This is a genomic window from Methanocaldococcus sp. FS406-22, from assembly GCF_000025525.1.
In the GTDB taxonomy this organism is placed as follows: Archaea; AGJL01; Methanococci; order Methanococcales; family Methanocaldococcaceae; genus Methanocaldococcus.
Genome location: NC_013887.1, coordinates 545,138 through 566,775, shown reverse-complemented (window position 1 = coordinate 566,775; position 21,638 = coordinate 545,138). Strand labels below are relative to the sequence as shown.

At 31.3% G+C, this 21,638-nt stretch carries 19 protein-coding genes, 2 tRNA genes and 1 CRISPR repeat array; of the genes, 10 read left to right on the top strand and 11 right to left on the bottom strand.

Going from position 1 to position 21,638, the window contains the following annotated elements; translation table 11 throughout:
- Positions 1-3: 3 nt before the first annotated feature.
- From cas10 to csx2, 3 genes are read right to left on the bottom strand one after another with little or no spacing between them, the layout of a single operon-like run.
- Positions 4-2,739: a type III-A CRISPR-associated protein Cas10/Csm1 gene (cas10, locus tag MFS40622_RS02890; protein WP_012980181.1), complete on the bottom strand. Its 2,736-nt coding sequence runs from the start codon at positions 2,737-2,739 to the stop codon at positions 4-6.
- A gap of 36 nt (positions 2,740-2,775) precedes the next feature.
- On the bottom strand, positions 2,776-3,165 hold the full coding sequence (gene csx20, locus MFS40622_RS02885) for a CRISPR-associated protein Csx20 (protein WP_012980180.1): 390 nt from the start codon (positions 3,163-3,165) through the stop codon (positions 2,776-2,778).
- Between the two features lie 4 nt (positions 3,166-3,169).
- The gene (gene csx2, locus MFS40622_RS02880) at positions 3,170-5,068 is read right to left on the bottom strand and encodes a TIGR02221 family CRISPR-associated protein (RefSeq protein ID WP_012980179.1); all 1,899 of its coding nucleotides are present in this window, start codon (positions 5,066-5,068) and stop codon (positions 3,170-3,172) included.
- A gap of 97 nt (positions 5,069-5,165) precedes the next feature.
- On the opposite strand from csx2, the gene truA reads away from it, so the two are divergent.
- The 5 genes from truA to MFS40622_RS09770 all read left to right on the top strand — a co-directional run bounded on the left by truA (position 5,166) and on the right by MFS40622_RS09770 (position 8,829).
- Complete coding sequence (gene truA / locus MFS40622_RS02875; protein ID WP_048197427.1) at positions 5,166-5,942, top strand: tRNA pseudouridine(38-40) synthase TruA; 777 nt, start codon at positions 5,166-5,168, stop codon at positions 5,940-5,942.
- 148 nt (positions 5,943-6,090) lie between these two features.
- Complete coding sequence (locus tag MFS40622_RS02870; protein ID WP_012980177.1) at positions 6,091-6,807, top strand: hypothetical protein; 717 nt, start codon at positions 6,091-6,093, stop codon at positions 6,805-6,807.
- A 9-nt stretch (positions 6,808-6,816) separates the two neighbouring features.
- Positions 6,817-7,434, top strand: coding sequence for an NAAT family transporter (locus MFS40622_RS02865; protein WP_012980176.1), 618 nt, complete (start codon positions 6,817-6,819; stop codon positions 7,432-7,434).
- 18 nt (positions 7,435-7,452) lie between these two features.
- Positions 7,453-8,598 carry an O-phospho-L-seryl-tRNA:Cys-tRNA synthase gene (gene pscS / locus MFS40622_RS02860; RefSeq protein WP_012980175.1) on the top strand — a complete coding sequence of 382 codons (1,146 nt, stop codon included), beginning with the start codon at positions 7,453-7,455 and terminating at the stop codon, positions 8,596-8,598.
- 102 nt (positions 8,599-8,700) lie between these two features.
- The gene (locus MFS40622_RS09770) at positions 8,701-8,829 is read left to right on the top strand and encodes a hypothetical protein (protein ID WP_255348620.1); all 129 of its coding nucleotides are present in this window, start codon (positions 8,701-8,703) and stop codon (positions 8,827-8,829) included.
- Here the strand turns inward: MFS40622_RS09770 and MFS40622_RS02855 are convergent, their stop codons facing one another.
- From MFS40622_RS02855 to MFS40622_RS02835, 5 genes are all read right to left on the bottom strand, one after another.
- A complete protein-coding gene (locus MFS40622_RS02855; RefSeq protein WP_012980173.1) occupies positions 8,830-9,051 on the bottom strand; it encodes a hypothetical protein in 222 nt (73 codons plus the stop codon).
- 258 nt (positions 9,052-9,309) lie between these two features.
- Positions 9,310-10,452 (bottom strand): methanogenesis marker 16 metalloprotein, encoded by a 1,143-nt coding sequence (locus MFS40622_RS02850; protein WP_012980172.1) that lies wholly within the window; start codon positions 10,450-10,452, stop codon positions 9,310-9,312.
- Between the two features lie 12 nt (positions 10,453-10,464).
- Entirely contained in the window at positions 10,465-11,313 is an 849-nt protein-coding gene (locus tag MFS40622_RS02845) for a zinc metalloprotease HtpX (protein WP_012980171.1), read from the bottom strand.
- 515 nt (positions 11,314-11,828) lie between these two features.
- Positions 11,829-12,273: a CRISPR direct-repeat array (repeat unit 31 nt; unit sequence GTTAAAATCAGACCTCTTGGAGGATGGAAAC).
- A 103-nt stretch (positions 12,274-12,376) separates the two neighbouring features.
- The gene (locus MFS40622_RS02840) at positions 12,377-13,222 is read right to left on the bottom strand and encodes an ATP-dependent Clp protease proteolytic subunit (RefSeq protein WP_012980170.1); all 846 of its coding nucleotides are present in this window, start codon (positions 13,220-13,222) and stop codon (positions 12,377-12,379) included.
- Positions 13,223-13,234: 12 nt separating this feature from the next.
- Entirely contained in the window at positions 13,235-14,674 is a 1,440-nt protein-coding gene (locus tag MFS40622_RS02835) for an AAA family ATPase (protein ID WP_012980169.1), read from the bottom strand.
- 38 nt (positions 14,675-14,712) lie between these two features.
- Between MFS40622_RS02835 and mvp the strand changes: the two genes are divergently transcribed.
- Together mvp and mjk1 are read left to right on the top strand one after the other, a co-directional pair.
- Entirely contained in the window at positions 14,713-15,342 is a 630-nt protein-coding gene (gene mvp, locus MFS40622_RS02830; RefSeq protein ID WP_012980168.1) for a hyperpolarization-activated voltage-gated potassium channel, read from the top strand.
- Positions 15,343-16,344, top strand: coding sequence for a potassium channel protein MjK1 (gene mjk1 / locus MFS40622_RS02825; protein WP_012980167.1), 1,002 nt, complete (start codon positions 15,343-15,345; stop codon positions 16,342-16,344).
- Between the two features lie 250 nt (positions 16,345-16,594).
- Here the strand turns inward: mjk1 and MFS40622_RS02820 are convergent, their stop codons facing one another.
- Both MFS40622_RS02820 and MFS40622_RS02815 read right to left on the bottom strand, forming a co-directional pair.
- The gene (locus MFS40622_RS02820) at positions 16,595-17,569 is read right to left on the bottom strand and encodes a transglutaminase-like domain-containing protein (RefSeq protein ID WP_012980166.1); all 975 of its coding nucleotides are present in this window, start codon (positions 17,567-17,569) and stop codon (positions 16,595-16,597) included.
- 360 nt (positions 17,570-17,929) lie between these two features.
- Positions 17,930-18,017 (bottom strand) — tRNA-Ser (locus tag MFS40622_RS02815).
- A gap of 99 nt (positions 18,018-18,116) precedes the next feature.
- Between MFS40622_RS02815 and MFS40622_RS02810 the strand changes: the two genes are divergently transcribed.
- The 3 genes from MFS40622_RS02810 to MFS40622_RS02800 all read left to right on the top strand — a co-directional run bounded on the left by MFS40622_RS02810 (position 18,117) and on the right by MFS40622_RS02800 (position 20,771).
- Positions 18,117-18,189 (top strand) — tRNA-Val (locus tag MFS40622_RS02810).
- A gap of 121 nt (positions 18,190-18,310) precedes the next feature.
- The gene (gene truD, locus MFS40622_RS02805) at positions 18,311-19,501 is read left to right on the top strand and encodes a tRNA pseudouridine(13) synthase TruD (RefSeq protein WP_012980165.1); all 1,191 of its coding nucleotides are present in this window, start codon (positions 18,311-18,313) and stop codon (positions 19,499-19,501) included.
- An 88-nt stretch (positions 19,502-19,589) separates the two neighbouring features.
- Positions 19,590-20,771, top strand: coding sequence for a TraB family protein (locus MFS40622_RS02800; protein WP_012980164.1), 1,182 nt, complete (start codon positions 19,590-19,592; stop codon positions 20,769-20,771).
- Here MFS40622_RS02800 and MFS40622_RS02795 read toward each other — a convergent pair whose 3' ends face one another.
- Positions 20,772-21,626, bottom strand: a complete 855-nt coding sequence (locus MFS40622_RS02795; protein WP_012980163.1) for a ribose-phosphate diphosphokinase — start codon at positions 21,624-21,626, stop codon at positions 20,772-20,774. It abuts the gene before it with no gap.
- Between the last annotated feature and the right edge of the window lie 12 nt (positions 21,627-21,638).

The following is a 21,638-nucleotide window of genomic DNA, read 5'->3' as shown; positions in this document are numbered from 1 at the left end:
ATATCACCCTTTTCTATTTTTAAGTTCTATTATTTTGGCAGAAACCTTTAAGTCATTGCAACTGAATTTTATTTTTTGTTCATCGGATTTAATCAGTGCCATTACTTTATCCTTAAGATATTCTTCTAAGAATTTCACATAATCAAAGTTTTTCTCATAGTTTCTATGTAAGTAATATAAAGTTCTCCAATAATATGGGAGGTTAATAACAATCTCTCCATTTTTATTTCTTTCAACAATTTTTTCTAATCTCTCCGCAACGAATTGAGAGATATGCAGTAATCTCTTCTTTCCTGTGTTTTTAATTGCTTTTTCAAATTTCTCTTCCAGTTTTTCTTCGTTGAATTTCTCCACTAATTGCTCAATTTTTGATTTAAGTAAGATGTTTTCGTAAATCTCTGGTAGAGCATTAATTTCCTTCAATTTATGCCATTTTTCCCATACCTCTTTATCATAGCAAACCTCTAAATCCCAATTCATTGGGCAGTTGAATATTGTCAAAGCATTTTTGTCAATTTTTTCGTCTTTTTCTTCATTTTCATAAATGACATATTCTTTTCCAGTCTCCAATTCATTTTCAGCCATATTCACAGCCTTTTTAAATTCAAACTTAGGATTAATTATGACGATTCCGGCACTTAGCGTTATATCTGGATTGTAGCACACAAATCTCTTGAATTCTTTTCTTATTTTCTTAGCTAAATTCCAAATGGCATCCCAGGCACCAACTATCAGTGTATCATCTCCTCCTGAATAAACTAAATAGATATTATCTTTGTAATTAAGCTCAACCTCTTTTCCTTCAACTGTCCCTTTAAATGTTTCCTTCTTGATTAAATATGGGATATAACCAGTAAAGAATAAGGTTAACATAGAGCTTAAAGTGCTTAATCTTGAAAGAGAAGCTCTGTTCCCCAAACCTTCAGTGAATATAGTCCCAAGATTATCAACATCCATCTTTAAGATAGCTATTTTATTTGTCCCAGTTCTTTCTTCTGCCTGCTTTGCTAACGTATCAAAGTCCTTTATCTCCTTTCTGATTTTTCCATTTTCATCTTCAACTTCTTTTAATGGAAATGCAATACTCCAAATTTTGAATGGAATTTTTAGCTCCCCATTTTTATCTGGAAGGTTGTAAGTATTCAAAAAATATTCGTCATCGTTGAAGTTGATATTTAATCCCTCATATTCTTTAATTCCTTTTATTAAAGATGCAATGGCTGGAATATCTTTTAATCTTAGCCTGTCCTCTATAACGATGTCTGTCCTTTTTATTTTTGTTTTATTGAAGTCAATTTTACCATTTGTATAATAATCCTTCAGGAATTCTGTTAATTCTACAAATGAAGCACAGTATTTGCAAATTTTTGCTCCATCTTCATCATCATATAGTTTATGCATTTCACTTTCAGTTATCTCGTTTTTACAAATAGCACATCTTTCTTCAATTCCAATGCCATACGGTTCAAATAGCTCCTCACTAAATTTATAATAAAACCTTCTTAGTTTTTTCTGAATTGTTTCATCAGCAACCTCTTTCCACTTTTTTGAAAAGTTTGATTTTTCCTGAGATAAAAACTCATATGGTTTTATATCAACTTTTGCAATAGTTATGTATAAATCGGTTCTGAACATCTCATATAAAAGGTTATTAATCTTTTTCTCAAATTCATCAATTACATTATCCTTTATCTTATAGCTTAGAATGTAAAAATGCCCTCCTCCATAAAACAATATATTCGTTATTGGTAAATTTAGCTCTTTACATATCCATTTTGCAACAATTTCAGTTAAAAAGTCGAGATAAAAGCTTCTTCCCTTTAATGATTTTGTAGCATATTTTGATGTAATTTTGAATATAAATTTCTGTATTCCAGAAATATCTCCATGAATAAGGGAGAATAAGGTATATTTTTCCCAGGAAGGATTCGATTCATCATATAAACCATCTTCACCTATTGGAAGTTTGTCTAAAAGTTCATTTAGCATATCATCTGTTAATATTGCATCAGCTTTTTCATTTTTACTTGCATTTTCTTTGTAGATTTGATATAAACAGCATGCAATTGCACAAGTTGTTTTTAAATGGTCATAAAGGGAGATGTCTGGTAAATACCCCCTAACTTTTTTCCAATTTGTTGCAGATGGAACACACCAGAAGTATTTTTGGATTAATTGATAAAGTTTTTTAAAGTTATCTATCTTTGTTTCTTCTAATTCCTTGGAAAATTTTTCATACAAAGTATTGTAGTCAGGATTTGGAGATGTATACGGAAAGATTGTATAATTATTTATTGCCAATGGCTGTAATCCATACTTTCCTCCTTTAATGTATATTTGGGATATTTTGTCCTCAATATTTTTTCTATCTTTCTCATTCAATCTTATAAGTTCAAAAATTGATAATAATCTCTGCTCTTCTTTTGGGATTTTATATATATTGTTGTTTCCTTCTTCTACTTCATCTCTTTCAGCACTACTTAACCAGTCGGCTAATCTTAATATGCCCACCAATCCAGTTTTTTTATTTTTATTGTGATGTTCTTTAATTAAATCAACAACATCCTTCACAATATCTTTATCTATTCCAAACTTTTCATAATTTTTTTCAACGAAATTTGCTCCAACAGTTTGATGATTTCCATTAAATTCTTTGTTTGTTGTTCTTTGCAAAAATTTTCCAATGTCATGGAGTAATGCCCCAATTTTTAAGGCAGTGTATTCATCATATTCTTTCATCCAAATCCCCCAACTTTACATTTCTAAACTAACAACTTAATATGCCTCATATTTCCTAAATCTACAATGTTCAAATTTTCTAATGGTAATTATTTTCCTATCTTTATATATATCTTTTACGATTCGTTTTGTAGTGGAGTATATGGGTATTAAATCATTATCAATTGCAAAATTTACCATCTTATATGTAGCTCCGAAATCCCCTTGGATTAAAACATAATCTTTTGGTTTGGCATATTTTTTCAAAAAATCTTTTATTGGCTTTATATAATCTTCAATATCTTCGATATCTGGAGGAATGTTAGACCATAATTCTTGAAGTTCTTTAGGTAAGTAAATGAATTCATCCACTTTTAGACTTTCCTTTGCATCCTTAATTTGCTCTTCTGTAAGCTTATGGGAAAATAACAAAAACATTCTCGGCATAATTTCACCTTCTATTATTGTAAAATTTGTTATATTCTCTTTTTATTACATCGAAAGGTATATCTTCTGATATTTCTGATAAATCTTTATTTAGCAAATTAATTATCTCCTTAGAGGCATTTATTACTTCATTAGATATAGGTTTAAACCTATTTGAGTATATTTTAAAGTAATTGGCATTTATCTCGCTTAGAATATTATTTTTTGAGCAAAGATTTTTGTTCAACAAAATCCATCTAAACATCTCTTTATCCTCTTTATCTTCAACATTATAGGCATTAGAAAGCTTAGATTTGGCATAATGCATAATTGCATTTTGTAGTGCTAAACTATCCAATAATTCCTCATCTTTTGTATTATTTAACATGTCAAAAGCTTCTTCCAATTCATCAACACTATTTATGTTTTTGTGGAATATATTGATAATTTCTCTCAGTTTTTCACTATTACATCTGCTGTTTCTATTTAACAGATAGTTCCTTACAAAATTCCAATATTCCTCATTATCTTCAAAATTATACGCTTTAATTATTTTTTTAATTATTTGCATATTTAAAATATTTTTTAGCAGTTTTAATGTTTTTTCATTCGGATTGTTTTTAACACTAAGCTTTAGCTCCTCAATTACTTTATCAAAATCTGGCAATTCTATATTTTTTAATAAATCAATAACATCTTTTAAGTCATTTTCAGGATTGAACTCATCTCCTTTCTTGCTAACGTCTGCATGAGCAATTTTGTTTCTTATATTTCTTAATCTTCTATAATGTATATCCTTTATAGCCCCAAATGCAGGATATTTATTTAAGCAAGGATTGTATATTATTCCTTTCATTGTTTCCCTATTCTCGTGAATTGGTGGCAAATTATAAAGCTCGCACAATCTCCAAAATATTGAATCAGTTAGACATAAGTAACCAGAACTGTATTTTTTATTGTCAAAGTTCCATTTTGCCATAGATATTTGAAACTCAAAATCAGAATCTTCATATTTCAATCTCTCAATAAACTTATACAACTCAGGGATGAAATATTTTAAAAATTTCCCTTTGTCTTTTTTATCATCTAATAATGGTTTTAGGTTTTTAACTTCCTCTCTCAGTTCTTTTAAATAATTTGCATCAATATATCTCGAAATTTTTTGTAATTTCTCAGCTATTTCTTTGTCTTCTTTTTCCAAAAGCTTTGAAATTAAATAACTGTTTCCATAAGTAGTGAATTCATACATTCCCCTAATCCACTCTGATATTTCAAATATTGGACTTAAATCAACAACTGGAACTATGCCACCAAATTCCCATCTTACATCAAACATCCCATAAAAGATTCCCTTTAGCTTAACATTTTTAAAATACTTCATAAACTCCAACATAACATACATAAACAATGGGATAGACCTAAATGAGTGAGTTATATCTAAATAAATCTCATCTCCATCATTTACCTCATTTATTAAGTTCATAAATAAATCAAAATTCTCCCAAATCTCTTCCTCAGTGATTCCATACTTAATAATCTTACACTTAGAACCGCCAACAGCATTAGGATTAATTTTTTTCAAATATTTGTCAATAATCTCCCCCACTCTCTTTAAATCACTTTCAGAAAGTTCATAATTGTCATATTTTGACTTTCCTACCTTTTCTCCAATCTCTATCCAGTATTCTTCATCAAATTCATCAACTTTTTTAGCATAATATTCATATAACCTTTCCCACATTGATTTAGCAGTCCCCACAACAATAACTTTATCTACCTTTAACTTTTTAATTAAAATTGATAAAATAAATGGCTCTTCAGTTATCTCATTACCAAATTTATATTTTGCCATCTGATATTGCCTTTCACGAACATTGGCTTTTGTGTCTCCAACACCTAAAGGGGAGATGAGGACTTTCAACATTCCACCTCAGAAATTTGTAGAACCTTAACTATAATAAAAAAGTTGTATAAATAGTTTTCTATTTTATTAATTTGGAAATATTAATATGGTGATAACTATGCACATATTAAAAATAGCTTATGACGGAAGATACTCCTTCCAACAACAACCACATAAACAGACAGTTTGCGATATCCTCTTAGATACCTTAGAAGAGATTGATTTTTTAGCTAAAAAGAAAATAATCTACAGTGGAGGAAGGACAGATAAAGGAGTCTCTGCCTTAGGAAATTTTGTTATTGTAGAGCTAAAAAAAGAACCCATCCTCTCATACATAAATGCAAAATTAAAAGATAAAGGCATCTGGGTTTTGGGATATAGAGAAATAGATGAAATACCAAAAGTAAAATACAGACATTATAGGTATATACTGCCAAATATCAACTATAACATAGATGCAATAAAAGAGGGAGCAAAGAAGATGATTGGCACTCATTCCTTCCACAACCTATCAAAGAGAGATAAATCAAAAGAAAAAAGTCCAATAAGAACCATATACGATATAAAAATCTCTGAAAATGAGTTTTATTTAACAATAGACATTATTGGAGAGAGCTTTTTATGGAATATGGTTAGGAAGATAGTTGGAGCATTAGATTTAGTTGGTAGAGGAAAAAAGCCAGTAGATTGGATTGGTAAGCTTTTAGATGAGAATCATAGAGAAGGAGTTCCAACATTTCCACCAGATGGATTAATACTTGTTGAGGCCAAGGTAGATGTTGATTATATATATGACAACTACTCAATAAGAAAATTTAAAGAGTATTGGGAAGAGTTCTTTAAATTGCAAGTTATGAAGTTAGGTATAGCAAAAACAGTATTGGAGTTTATTTAAGTGTGCCCCGGGGGAGCAAAGGAGACTCATCGCTTGCCGGGATGTCGCTCATCCCCCGCGGTTTCCCGGGGCATTTTTATAGCTATAATGTTATATTTATTAACCAAAATTTAAACCTTTTGCTGATAGCTATTAATAGGCTGAGAGGATGAAAAAATATATCATAAGTATTGGAGTTGATATCTCAGATAATGATGTAAAAACAAACCCCAAGGTTAATGAATTGGTTAATAGAGAAGTTAAAGAGAAATTATCAAAATTAGGCATAAAAAGCTGTATCTCAAACATAACTGGGGACGATATAGTTATAACATCCTTTGTCCCAGAAAATTTAATTGAAGAGAACAACAGAATAATCTTTGAAATTCTAAATAAATATGCTGAAGGCTTTGATGATTTAAAAGGCATATCTAAAGATAAAGATAAAGCTGGAGAGGGCTTATCCTACGCTATAGCTGAATCTGCATCAGAGTATGGAGATGCCTTAATAATAGCTTTTGATACCTACGGTGGAGAGAGCTTTGTAGATGAGATGGCTTTATTTGTTAAGGAGATAGGGGAGAAGTTTGGCTATGACGTCGGTTGCTCTGTCTCTAATGAGCCAATAAAGATCCCTGGTATTGGATATACCGGAGCTGAGAGTGATGATCCAGTGGTTGTTATAACTGTTGAAGAGCTTGAAGATATCCCAAAATTAGCCTGCCTTATCTATGGTGGTTTATTGAGCTTTGATAAAATATGCTTTGTCAAAAATGGGGAAGAGATAAATATCATCCCACCAGGAGTTATATATACTATGTCAGCATTCTTAAATGGAAATGTAATTGATTTATATGAGGGGATTAGGAAAAGAGTAAAATTTTAATGTGAGATTATGGAGTTGCAATACTTCATATTAGCATTTACATCAATATTCTCAATTTTAAACCCATTTGGTGCTGTTCCTGTATTTATAACTTTAACTGAGTCCTATCCAAAAAAGGAGAGAGATTTGGTTGCAAAGAGAACAGTTATTTATGCATTAGCTATATTATTGGCATTTACACTTTTTGGAGAGTGGATACTAAAGTTTTTTGGCATATCTTTAGATGCCTTTAAGATTGCTGGGGGTATTTTGTTGCTATTAATATCTTTAGACATGGTTAGGGGTCAGCAAGAGGCAAAAATCCATAGAAAGGAGATAGAAGCTGCTTATGAAATTGATGAGATAGCATTGATGCCTTTAGCAACCCCTCTATTGGCTGGACCGGGTTCAATAACTGCCTGTATGGTTGCAATGGCTGAGGCATCAGACATTGGAGATAGGTTTTTGGTTATATTGGCTATACTATTATCCCTTGGAATAACCTACCTAACATTACTATCAGCTGAAAAGGTCTTAGATAAGATTGGTAGATTAGGGATTAGAATATTAACAAGAATGATGGGTTTAATATTGACAGCAATAGCTGTGCAGATGATAGTCAATGGAATTAAAGGGGCTTTATTATAAAACTTTGAGGTGATTGCCTTGGATATAAACTTGGATAAGTATAAAAACTTAACAAGAACCTTAACAAGGGAGTTTATCAACCTAAACCCAATACAAAGAGGAGGAATTTTACCAAAAGAATCCAAAAAAGCAGTTTATGAGTATTGGGATGGTTACAGCGTATGTGATTACTGCCATGGAAGGTTGGATGAGGTTACATGCCCTCCAATAAAGGACTTTTTGGAAGATATAGCCAAGTTTCTAAACATGGATTGTGCAAGACCTACACATGGAGCAAGGGAAGGAAAGTTTATTGTCATGCATGCAATCTGCAATGAAGGAGATTATGTTGTCTTAGATAAAAATGCCCACTACACAAGCTATGTTGCTGCTGAGAGGGCTAAATTAAATGTTGCAGAGGTTGGCTATGAGGAGGAGTATCCAACCTACAAGATAAACTTGGAAGGCTATAAGGAGGTTATAGACAACTTAGAGGATAAGGGAAAAAATGTTGGATTAATTTTATTGACCCACGTAGATGGAGAGTATGGAAACCTAAACGATGCTAAAAAAGTTGGTAAAATTGCTAAAAATAAGGGAATTCCATTCCTGCTGAACTGTGCATACACAGTTGGAAGGATGCCAGTTGATGGAAAAGAAGTTAAAGCTGACTTTATAGTTGCGTCTGGGCATAAGAGTATGGCAGCCTCTGCCCCTTGTGGTATTTTAGCATTTAGTGAAGAATTTGCCGACAAAATAACAAAAACCTCACAGAGATTCCCAGTTAAAGAGGTTGAGATGCTTGGATGCACAAGTAGAGGATTACCAATAGTAACATTAATGGCGAGCTTTCCTCATGTTGTAGAGAGAGTAAAAAGATGGGATGAAGAGATTAAAAAAACAAGATACGTTGTTGATGAACTTGAAAAAATTGGATTTAAGCAATTAGGAATTAAACCAAAGGAACATGATTTAATTAAATTTGAAACACCAGTATTAGATGAGATTGCTAAGAAAGATAAAAGAAAGGGCTTTTTCTTCTATGATGAGTTGAAGAAGAGAGGAATAGGAGGAATAAGGGCTGGAGTTACTAAAGAAATTAAGATGAGTGTCTATGGCTTAGAATGGGAACAGGTTGAGTATGTCGTTAATGCAATAAAGGATATCGTGGAGAGTTATAAATAATTATGTAGGGATATTATTATCTTAAATATATTGATTTTTATAGACAAAGCCCTTATAAGTGCGTGTATGTATAATATTGTATAGGCTTAAAAGAGGGAGTTGGTGGTTATGCAATTTGATGCATTTGCTATATTAGTATTGCTTGTAATTGGCTTTATGGTTGTATTTTCAACATTATTGGCTATATGGTATTGGAAATTTGGAAGAAAGTTAATTCATCAAAAAGAGTAACTATAATTCTTTATAAATATCATACAGGATACTTCCAAATATCCAACTAAGATAAAACATTGCCAAAATGTCAATTAAACACAATGTTAAACCAGTAGCAAAACTTCCTTCAGAAAATGCAACCTTAACAATGACTGCAACCAATAAGGTTAATCCCGCACCGAGAAATATCTTGTAAATATCAAAGATAGCATTAAATATGAGCTGTTTTTTCTCATCCATAACTATCACAACCTTATCTCTAATATATTTAAATATAATACTTCAGACTTTTCTATTTTTATGTTTCAAAATTGCGAAGTTTTGGCATTTGATTATCAGTTTTTAGCCTTTCTTTCTGCTTATTGGTTTTTTTGTAATAACATATAAACCTAATGGAATTTAACGGAAAATTATCTTTATATACTTTAAATAGAGAGTGATAATTCCTTAAAATAGTATATAAATCTGTAACCTTAAGTAAAAGAAAAAAAGATGAATCTATATCTTAAATTCTCCTTTCTCTATCCTCTTCTTTAACTCCTTAGCCAACTTTAAAGCCCTCTTTCTGTCTGACTGCCTACAAGTTATTGGAATGCCACATATAGAACCAAGTTTTGTTTCAAACACTCCGTGGGGGCAGATATTACAGATTCCGCAGCCAAAACAATCCTCAGTTATCTTTATTTTTCCTCCTTCTCTCTTTATAGCTAAAGTTGGGCAGTATTTTTCAGCTAAGCATTCTCTGCAGTTTTTACATCTATCTAAATAAATTTTTGGCCTTAAATCCACATTCTCCCAAACTTCTGCATAATTGCCAATATCTATAATCTCCCTACCAAATATATTAACCAAAGGCAGAGCAATATCTTTATCAAGCTTCTTTAAAGCTTCTTTATGTTCTTTCACATTAATAGGGACAGCTATTGTATTATATATCTCTACTCCATTTGAGGTTATAAATCCTCCAAGATAATAGGCATTCATATCCTTCATATCTGCAGACATCATTAAATTTGGCTTCTCTATTGATGACCTTGTTCCAAAGCCTAATATAATAGCTTCAGCACCATTTAATAGAGCTTTTTTTCCAACAACGTCTTTTTCATCTTTGATAACCATATTCTCCAATGGGTTAAACATCCCACAGCCAGAGAATGATGCCTCGCCATTCTTTAAAGGCAATCTATGGAATATGGTTTTAACTTCTCTATCGGATAGATTAGTTATTGCAGAGTAGTTTTTAAATGCCAATCTTGTCCCAATCATCTTTGCAGTTGGCAAATCATCTATAGTTATCTCATTTTTGTAAATTTTTCCTTCACTTACTGCTTTAGCTTCTACAACTTTACCTTTAACCAAATCTTTAAATAAAAATCCCACTTCCCCATAAAATATTGCATCTACCTTACCCAAAAATTCGTTTGGGCAGATGCCAACAACTCCTTTAATATCATCTAAATAAATCTCCTCTGCCCTTCTAAAAATATTATTAAAAGGGATGTGGAAGATTCCAGCAGTTCCAGACATTATTCCGCAAGTTGCTGATGTTACAACATCAACCTCATCTATTTTATCCTCTTCATTATTTCTGATATATTTCTTTAGCTCGTCTATTGTTATTACTTTTAATTCTTTTTCCACAGTGCCACCTTTTTATCTTCCCATTCTTTTACACATCTCTAACAATCTCTCAATTCTCTCCTCAGTTGGTGGATGTGTTGAGAAAAGCTTCATAACAAAATCCTCTTTAAATGGATTTACTATAAACATGTGGGCGGTTGCTGGGTTTCCTCTTTCCAATGGATATAGCTCTACTCCTCTCTCTAACTTAGCTAATGCGTTAGCCAACCACAGTGGATGTGTTAATTTAGCTCCCTCTTCATCTGCATAAAACTCTCTCTGTCTTGAAATTGCAAATTGGATTAATGTAGCTGCAATTGGGGCTAATATTAATAACAAAATTGTTCCAATTAACTCTAATGGATTTTCTTCATCCTCATTATAACCAAAAAACAATCCCCATTTTAACCATTCGGCAACGTATATTATAGCCCCAGCTAATGTAGCTACTATCGTGCTTATTAATATGTCCCTGTGCTTTATATGTGATATTTCGTGCCCAATAACTCCTTCTAACTCTTCTGGTGATAATAATTGCAGTATTCCCTCAGTTACCGCCACAACAGCATTTTCTGGATTTCTACCTGTAGCAAATGCATTTGGTGTCATTGTTGGAACTATTGCCACTTTTGGTTTTGGTAGTCCAGCTTTTCTCGCAACTCTTTCAACCATTTGATGTAACCATGGCATTTCATGTTCATCCAAAATTCTTGCGTTGTAACTCATTAACACAAGTTTATCACTGAAATAATAGGCAATAACATTTGGAATTAAAGCGAAAATTATGGCTATCAATGGGTGTATATGTAACATTATACAAAATGTGTAAATTAACCCCACAAGTAGGGCCATTAATAAGTAGGTTTTTATTTGATTTATCATAATCCATCACACTCATCATCTTGGTTGAAACTTTGTTTAAAAATATTGTAAATACAAAAAGCTTAAATAATTTACGCGTTAAAAAATATTTATATGGGCTTGTTGATAATTTTGATTAAGGTGTTTTTAGGTGTTTATTATATTGTTGTGTTTGTCTCGCTGAATGGACTTGGAATTTGATAAGGTTGTTAATTAGATAGTATTTGTTAATTTAGAGGATTTAAATTTAATTTCTAAGGGTTTGTAAGTTTGATTATTTGGAATATTCAGGTTTATTGAATTATTTAGATTTTTAAAATTTAAGGTTAAATAATTAGGTAAATAAAATTTCTCTAACTAATAAGTTAAATTTTTGAATTTAGGAAGATAAAAATGCTCTATTTTATTGATGATGGAAAAACTTATATAGTGTTGGGTTTATAAATAAAGATAGTTATTTACCCTTAGAAAAATATACCTCCGAAAAGCTTAAATATTAGAAGAGTGATTAAAATTATATTGTCGATGATTGCCCTGTTAAAATCAGACCTCTTGGAGGATGGAAACTTTACATTCGTTGAAGTTGTAGACCCTGCTATGAAAGTGGTTAAAATCAGACCTCTTGGAGGATGGAAACACGTTATATGGGCTTATAAATTCTCTAAAATACTTAAGTTAAAATCAGACCTCTTGGAGGATGGAAACTCGATGAACATACATATATCTGTTATAACTCTCAAATGTTAAAATCAGACCTCTTGGAGGATGGAAACTTTTTCTGCCTAACAACTGCGTAGTGTTTTGTTTCTAGTTAAAATCAGACCTCTTGGAGGATGGAAACTTCGATTAAAAAGCTTAATAATTCATCTGAATAATCGTGTTAAAATCAGACCTCTTGGAGGATGGAAACCTGTTACATCACAACTTAAAATTCCTAATCTTTATGACTAGTTAAAATCAGACCTCTTGGAGGATGGAAACGACACACCTCTACGAATTCGATATAAAATATCTTTCTCACTGTTAAAATAAGATTATTACTATATAAAAAAATAAAAAAGTTATAAAAGGTGTAAAATAACTTTTATTTATTGCTGTTTTCCTGTTTTACTGGATATGGCATGAACTCAACAGTTCCTCTCTGTCTTACTGGTTGCTTATATAATTCCATCAGCATATAGACCTCTTCAGGAACATTTGTATCTACGTCCAAACCAAGTTTTTTAGCTTCTTCAACAGTTATTGGATAGTCATGAGTCCACCTACCTTCTGTTAATGTTTTAGATAGTTCTTTAGCTTTCTCTTCTCCATATTTATCCTTTAATAAACTATATACAAAATTTTGAACCTGATTTATTGCTTTTTTGGCAATATCTGCCAATATTAAGGTTTGGTCATCTACCTTATCAACTCCCTTCTGCTCTACAGCTTTAACTATACTTGGAGCAGGATATTGCCCAAGCTGTGGGTCTACAGGACCTAAAACTGCATTTTCATCCATAATTATTTTATCTGCAGCTAAAGCTATTAAAGTCCCCCCACTCATTGCATAATGTGGAACTATAACCCTCGTCTCTGCTGGATGTGCCTTTAATGCCTTTGCTATTTGAGTAGCTGCTAAAACTAAACCTCCTGGAGTGTGGATAATTAAATCTATAGGCTTATCTTTTGGAGCTGTTCTTATAGCCCTCAAAATCTCTTCACTATCTTCAATGGTTATGAATTTATAAACTGGGATTCCAAATAAGCCAATGCTTTCTTGTCTATGTATCATTGTTATTACTGTCGAATTTCTTTTACTTGAAAGCTCTTTAAGGATTTTTAATCTTGCAAGTTGTAATTGCTTATACTGTATTTGAGGAGCCATAATTAAATAGAAGAACAAAAGCCACCAAATTAACGAGCCAATAAAACCACTAAATATGTCCATTCTCTCCCCCACTTAAATTATCTTTTTTATCCAATTATCTACTCTATCTAAAAAGTTATCATCTTCATCATTTATATTGTTATTTATCTCAATCTCTGGGATTTCTATTTCTAAATTAACATTAAAGGCATTTTTGCAGAAGCTTTCATAATCAATCTCTACCTCTGGAATCAGCCCTCTACTCTCATTAGCTACTTTTCCAACACCATAAAGCTTTATGTTGTATTTTTCAGCTAAACTTTTTAATTTATTAAAACCCTCCCAACTATAAACTTTATTTAAAATAATTCCCTCCACTTTAATTCCAATATCTTTGAGTAAACTATAATATGCCATTGCCTCTACAAAAGCCCCTTCTATCCCACTTATATTACAGGGGCTTACTATATAGACAGGAAATCCAAGCTTTTTGGCTATTTGATAGGATGAGATATTTTTTAATGAAGCAGTAAAAGCTCCCATAACTCCCTCAACTATTATATAATCATAATCTGCCTTTTTTATATACTCCAAAAACTCTTTAACATCAACCCATCCTCTTTCTCCAATCTTTATACTATTGTATTTTGTCATCTTCTCTCTCAATAAATAAAGAGCAGGCACAATATCCCTAACATCCCCACCAATCTTAGTTACAAAAACCCTTCCTTTTAATTTTGCTGATATTGCTGTAGTTAAAAATGTTTTTCCACTATTTGATGATGTTGCCAATAAAATAATTCCTCTTTTTTTATTTTTATCTTTTTTGTTATTTTCTATTAATTCTGGATTTAACCTATACTTTAAAGCTCTCTTCTTTAATTCGTCTTTTATAATCTTATTTTTTTCAAATATCTCCTCTTTCTCATCTTCTGCAACTCCCAAATGTTTTAAAAAATTGTCTCTAACAAATTCATTGTCCAAGAAGTTATGAACCATTGTTCCAAATACTTTATCTTTAAAAGCCCCAGATATAATCTCTTGCTCTTTACCCAATTTATAATTTAGTTTTTTTACTTTTGAAACTGTTAATATCTTTGTCTCTTTATCAACTATCCTAATGTCTCCATAAGTGTGGCAGTGGAAACCCTCTCCCCTACCCTCTCCAAATATTGATTTTTTTAACTTAAACTCAACTCTATCAGTGCAAACTAATGGGTAAAACTCGACATCCAACAAACCTAACCCTTCCCTAATTATTGGAACACTGCTCTTCCTTCCAATGTCTATTTTTTTTGATAATATTTGAAATCCACTGCAAATTCCAATAATGTAGCCAGCAAAGTTGAGTATCTCATTTTTTATCCCTTCATTTAACGATTTACTTTCAACTAAACTACCTCCAGGTATTATCAAAACATCCAAATCTTTAATTTCTTTGTAGTTCTTTTCATCAATAATTTTTGTTGGTAAATTGCCGAAATCTTCAAATAATGGAAGAGACCCTTTAATATCCAAAATACCAATTTCCATAATTCCACCTGCTATAAAAATGTCAAATTGGGATATAAATGAATTTAAAAGATAGGAAGTTAAAGAAGATAATAGAAATTTTAAGCTTAATCTTTACGTTTGAGATAGTTATATCCTTCATACTTTCAACATACAACCCACCATATCAGGATTTGTTAATAAGGTTGGATTATATCTCAATTATGTTTTTTACATTTGAGTTTATATACAATTTTTACTATGTTGAGGACAAGGTAAGGTTTTTTAAGGACATTTACAATATTGTTGATGCCATTGTTGTTATTGCTTTCTTGCTATATTCCTTACAGATATTCTATTCAAAAGCATTTTTGGGATTGAGAATTATAAACCTAATAAGAATCTTAGTATTACTTAGAATAATCAAGTTGAGGAAGTTGGAGGAAAATCAGGCATTGATAAACTTTCTAACATTGCTAACAATTTGTTTCATTGCCTCATGCTTAATCTGGATTGCTGAATCAGATGTGAATCCATCAATAAACAATTTCTTTGATGCTTTCTATTTCACTACTATATCAATAACAACAGTTGGTTATGGAGACATAACACCAAAAACAGACGCTGGAAAGTTAATAATAATATTTTCCGTCCTCTTCTTTATTTCTGGATTACTAACTTCATTACAAAAGGCATTGAAGGGAGATTAAATGGAAACTATTAAAAAAATAGAACTTGGCGTAATAGTTATCATCTTACTCATCTTAATTGAAGCTATAATACTGATGACTGTTGAGGGCTGGGATTTTTTCACAGCCTTTTATACTGCAGTTGTTACCATTTCAACAGTTGGTTATGGTGATTACACACCAAAAACATTTATTGGGAAACTTTCAGTTATAATCTATATATTTGCTGGAGTAGGAGCAGTTGCATACACCATGGGAAATATAGCAAGTTTTTTCATTGAAGGACATTTTAAAAAATACTTTCGGTTGAGAAAAATGATGGACAAAATCAAGAAACTGAATAACCATTACATAATCTGCGGTTATGGAAGATTAGGAAAAGTGATAGCTGAAGAATTTAAAAAATCTAACATTCCATTTGTTATCATTGATTCAGACGAAAAAATATTAGAGGAAGCTATTGAAAAAGACCCAAATCTTGTGTGTATTGTTGGTGATGCTACATCAGATGATATTCTAAAAAAGGCAAAGATTGAAAAAGCTAAGGGGTTGATTTCAGTTGTTTCATCAGATGCTGAAAATGTTTTCATAACTTTATCGGCAAAAAAGCTGAATCCAAATATCTACATAGTAGCAAAAGCAGAAAAACCATCAACATTGGATAAATTAATAAAGGCAGGAGCTGATAGGGCTGTCTGCCCATATATAGTTGGAGGAATGGAAATTGCAAGAATAGCTATAAATCCAGATATTGTTGAATTCATCCACTCATTAGTAGCTACGGAAGAGGATATGGAAGTTAGGAGATACATTGTAAAAAATAAAGAACTTGATAACAAACTTTTAAAAGATTCGGGTATTAGGGAAAAAACTGGAGCTACAATTTTAGCAATTAAAAAAGGAGACAAAACAATTACAAGCCCACCTCCAGATACCGTAATTAATATTGGAGATACCATATATGCCTTTGGAACTAAAGAACAGCTTGAAAAGTTAAAAAGATATGTTGAGGGGATAATTTAGGTTAAAACCCCTTATATTTCAGAATTTTTAATTTTTTATTTTTATAAACACTTATATTTTTATTCTCAAATTAATTAATATCTCACTTCTAAAATAAGAAATCCTGAGACAACGGTGTGATATTAATTCAAAAATAATTATAAAACAATTAACAAATCCTTAAAAGATAAAGACTTTAAAAAAAGTACTTAGAGATGTAGAAAAACAGATGAAAGCTTTAGAAAAAACTTTTAAGTTTTAATATTAAGAGTTACTTGGCCAAATAAATATAAATTCTCCCATAGCCTCCCTTATCATCAACTTTAATCCAGATGTATCTATACTTTTTAAAGTCTATTGGCTTATACTTCTTCCCTTCAAGTTTTTCAGTTAAAGTTAAATGCCCACTCAATCTCCTATCCAACCATCTACCATACTGTTCTCCAAACTCTGGATATAAGTTGCACTCATAAGGTTGATAAACATAAATTCCTTCATGAAATCCATAAGGCAGATATTTCATACTCTCCATATTATTAATTCTTTGGTCTGGTTTTAACCTATATTTTTTAGTGAAGTAATCTATAATTGCATTTTCAATTACTTTCTTTTCTTCTGGAGATAATATTTTGTTGGTTGGATTATATTGCCATCTAAACATCTCTGCTTTGACATCATAAACCTCATCCACAGGAATATAAAAATGATAAACTCTTATTGAGTTTGGATTTAGATCTGGATGTTCCTTTAAAAACTCTTTTATGTGGCTATCAACATCAGTTATTGGGGCATGTTGGTCTATAGCAAAATATTTATCTCCAATTTTTACAGCACAAAAGGCATGCCCTCCAGAGTAGGGGTTATGGCTATCAATAACGAATACATAAGCATCCTTATGAAGCCCTAATAAAAGGCATGCTGTTAATAGAGCATAGTCAATACAAGTTCCTGATTTTTTCATGTATGTCTCAGTAGGGGATTGGATATAAGGATTATGAGAAAACATTTTCTTATAGTCATAACCAATATTATCTTCCTGCCAAAAGATTATATTCCAAATTGTTTCATACATATCTTTGCCTTGGAAATGATAAGCCCATGACTGCAGATTTATAATTTCATCCTCATTAAGCTTTGAATACATTTCATTCCCTAAGCTATCTAACTGAAATACAGATGAGTTGCCTATAAAATGATATGCAGCAACTGCAACTATTGCAATTATAAAGTATTTCTTTAAGCCCATAATCTCCCAGCTCTTTTTTTATTAAATTCTTTAACTTTAATATCTTTAAAATTATCTCTATATAGATTTATTTATTTGAATTTTTAAATCTAAAAGTAAAATACAAATAACTATGATATTGTATGACGTTTATACAAAAAAGCTTTAATTTGTTTCTAACGTTTTTTACCACCCAATTTAAAATACCAAACATACAAAGTTAACGACAAATAAAACAATTAATCCCAAAAGATGCCAGTCCCATAATCATAAACAAAGTTTGGTTATCCATAAACATAGCCTTTTGTTCAATATATTATCCATGTCATTAGCATTAATGAAAATTGATTGTAATGTATTAAAAAATAGAACATTAATGTATGGCGCGGGGGCCGGGACTTGAACCCGGGCTGGGCGTTGCCCAACGGGATTAGCAGTCCCGCGCCGTACCAGGCTGGGCCACCCCCGCTCTAAAAGCAAACACTAATAGGGTAAAAGGGATATATATAGTTTTCGTTTAACATACCATAAAAATTTTATACTATCAAATATAGTTAAAATTATAAGAGGGCTCGTGGTCTAGTGGCTATGACGCCGCCCTCACAAGGCGGTGGTCGCGGGTTCGAATCCCGCCGAGCCCACTAATTTTATTGTTGTTATTTTTACTTTCTGTTATCTATTATGTCATATTACTACACTAAAATCTTTTTTATTTATCTGGTACTTAATAATAAACTATTTAGTTTATTGGGGTGTGTTTTTATGAAACTTAGAATGAAGCCAGAGGATTTTATCGTTGAAGAAATTATCGATTTTGATAAAATATCTGGGAATAAGTGTTATCTCTACAAATTAACAAAGAGAAACATAGAAAGTTTGAAAGCATTTTCTTATATATCAAAGAAATTTAAAATTCCGTTGAGAGATATTGGTTATTGTGGATTAAAAGATAGACATGCTTTAACCACTCAATATATATCCATACCAAAAAAATATGGGAAGCTAAGCTTAGATGAACCAAATTTAAAGTTGGAATTAGTTGGAGAATCAAAATTTTTGTTATTGGGAGATTTGGAAGGAAACAGATTCACAATAACAGTTAGAGGGATAAAAAAGGACGATATCCCAAAAATAAAAGAAAATTTAAAATACTTAGAATTTGGAGCTCCAAATTACTTTGATAGTCAGAGGTTTGGAAGTGTTTTTGATAAAAAGTTTATTGCAAAAGAGGTTATAAAGGGCAATTATGAAGAAGCTGTAAAAATACTATTAACAAAATACAAAAAGTCTGAGAAGAAGATAATAAAAGATTTGAAGAGATTTATATCTAAAAACTGGGGAGATTGGGATAAAGTTTGGAATTATATTAAGGAAAATAATATTAAGGCAAAGTTGTATGTAAATATGGTTAAAGAGCTTAAAAAAAGCAATGATTACAAAAAAGCCTTAAGTTATGTTGATGATAGATTGAAGAAAATTTTTGTCGCTGCTTATCAAAGTTATCTATGGAATGAGTGTGTAAAAGAGCTATTAAAGAAATACATACCAGAAGAAGATAGGGTTTATTATGAATACGAATGTGGAACTCTCATGTTCTATAAAAAAATGGATAGAGAAGTTTTTAATTTATTGAAAGATAAAAAATTCCCAACAATAGCTCCAGATATTGAATATAGCGGAGAAGAAAAAGAAATTATTGAGGAAATCTTAAAGAGAGAAGGTATTACTATGGAAGATTTAAACAATATAGGGGGTTTAGGAAGATTCATATACAATGAAAGGAAAATTCTCTCAGTCCCTAAAAACCTAAAAATTGGAGAGTTTGAAGAAGATGAGTTAAATAAAGGGAAGTATAAAATAACCTTAAGCTATGAATTGGAGAAGGGAAGTTACGCAACAATTATAATAAAGAGGGCTTTCTTAGGAGTAAAAACTAAAAAAAGAAAGAGATAGATTAATAACAAATAGTTAGTGTTAAATATTTAAGGGCATAATTTAATATTAAACAAAAATTAAAATTTCTTATAAGCTGGTGGTTGTTTTGAAGCATGTGAAGATATTTAATGGGATTAATGAATGTGATATATATTTAATTGGAACTGCCCATGTTTCAAAGGATAGCATTGAAGAAGTAGAAAACATTATATCATCTGTCTCTCCAGAAGGAGTTGCTGTAGAGCTTGATGATAGAAGATTTTTCTCACTGATTTCAAATGAAGAGAAAAAAGTGGATTTAAAAAAAGTATTAAAGGAAGGGAATTTTTTAAAATTTTTCATATATTTAATTTTAGCTAATTCTCAAAAGAAGATAGGGGAGAGTCTTGGAATAAAACCTGGTAGTGAGATGAAAAAAGCTATAGAAATAGCGAGTAGGTATGGATTGCCAATATATCTAATTGATAGGGATATTAATATCACCTTATCAAGATTGATGGATAGAATGACATTTAAAGAAAAAATAAAGATTTTTTGGGAGCTATTAAATTCTGATGAGGGAGATTTAGAGGTAGATGATGATTTATTAAAAGAGATGGTTGAAAATCCAGAAAAATTTATTAAATTGTTAAAGGAGATGTCTCCAACGATATATGAGGTTTTGGTAGATGAGAGAGATAGATTCATGGCTAAAAGATTGTTTGAGTTAAGTAAAGGTAAAAATTCTTTAGTGGCAGTAGTTGGAGCTGGACACGTTGAGGGAATTGTGAGATATTTAAAACAGCTTGAAAATGGAAAAGATATTGATTTAATGGAACTAATAAAAGTAAAAAAGAGAAAAAAATCTCTAACAAAGCTTTTAACTTATGGTATTTCATTGGCAATAATTGCTATCTTTTTGTATATTGTATATTATGCCTTAAACAATCCTGAATTGTTGAAAATGATAACTTTTCAATGGATAATATTTACTGGAGGATTATCCGCGTTGGGAGTTATATTGGCAAGAGGTAAGTTAATAACTGCATTAATTGCCTTTCTTTCAGCTCCTATAACCACTCTTGTCCCATTACCATTAGCGGCTGTAGGGACAATAGCAGGACTTGTAGAGTTAAAATATAGAGAAATAACAGATAAAGATTTGGTGGGAATAATAAATGCTGAATCAATTAAAGAGCTTTTAAACAACAATTTATTTAGAGTTTTATTGGTTGCTACTCTCTCAAATATAGGAGCATCTATTGGTGTGTTCTATTGCTTAGGAAAGTTTATTGGATTTTTAGGATAATTATAATAAATCAACAATAATCTCTGCAACACTAACCTTGCTAACTTCTGATAAATAAGTATCAGTTCCTACGACTTCCTCAACTCCAGCTGAATAAAGCTTATTTAAAGCATCTCCAATTAAAACTGGATGCACACATGCAGCTATTATCCTCTTAGCTCCCTGCTCTTTTAATAGTTTAACTGCTGTAGCCATAGTTCCTCCAGTTGAGATGATATCATCAACAATCAACACATCCCTCCCATTAGCATCTAAGGTTTTTGGAGCTATTTGGATTTCTGTTGGTGATAACCTTGTTTTTTCTAAATAATCATACTCTGCATTTAAGATTTTTGAGGCAGTTTTAGCAAATTCTAAAGCCCCTTTGTCTGGAGCTAAGACAATTGGATTTTCTAATTTATCTTTAACATACTCTGCCAATTTTGGGATTGCATCTCCATAGATGAATGGGATTGTAAAGAAATCCTTTATGTGTGTTTCGTGTGGGTTTATTGTTATTAATTTATCAACAATATTTGAGTAGATTTTTGCTAAAGCTCTAATACTTATTGCCTCTCCAGGATTGAATTTTTTATCTTGCCTTGCATAAGCTAAGTATGGGGCAACTAAGGTTATTTTTTTAACTCCTTCATCTCTTAAGGCATCACATAATAAAACTGTCTCTACAATTGCATCATTCTGATTTTTTTGTGTATTTATTATAACTGCCTCATCATCGTTGATTTCATCCACTACTCTAACGTAAATCTCATTATCTGGGAATCTCTTATACTCTACTCTTGTTAATTTTGTGTTTAAAAGCTTAGCTACCTTAAAAGCTAAATTTTGGGACTGGCTTCCTGATACTATAATCATCTTTATCACCAA